The 523-nt window shown below is 65.4% G+C and carries 1 protein-coding gene; it reads left to right on the forward strand.

All coding sequences use genetic code 11. The features are described 5' to 3' along the window. Positions 1–523, forward strand: a 523-nt coding sequence (locus IG98_RS52255) for a hypothetical protein (protein ID WP_211264396.1), incomplete at both ends; no start/stop codon positions are given.

Raw genomic sequence — 523 nt, forward strand, 5'->3', positions numbered from 1 at the left:
GTCGGAAGTAACGGCGTATCCGGGGCAGCTGGTGTCGGGGTTGTGGACGTTCCCGTCGACTCAGCCGTCGTTCACCGCCTACGGCGCCGACCCGGAATCGCGGCAGTTGCGGCTGGAGACACAGGTCGAACACGACCCGGCAGCCGCCGGCCAAGGTTCAGGACTGATCTGGTCCGACTCCGGTGATCTGTCCACCTCGGGCTGCTCGACATCGAGCAAGTGCTGGCTGCAAACACCCACGATGACCTCGGGCAAACTGAAGGACGGATGGCTGATCCGCTGGCGAGTGCGCACCTCCACCTCTACCGGGGTGGCGGGCCCGTGGTCACAGTGGCAGACCGGACGAGTCGACACCTCCAAGCCCGTGGTCTCAGAGCTGACAGCATCACCGGGACAGCTCGCATCAGGACTGTGGACGTTCCCCTCGACTCAGCCGTCGTTCACCGCCTACGGCGCCGACCCGGAATCACGGCAATTGCGGCTGGAGGCACAGGTCGAACACGACCCGGCAAAGGCTGACCAG

Source organism: Streptosporangium amethystogenes (assembly GCF_000721075.1).
GTDB classification, from domain to species: domain Bacteria; phylum Actinomycetota; class Actinomycetes; order Streptosporangiales; family Streptosporangiaceae; genus Streptosporangium; species Streptosporangium amethystogenes.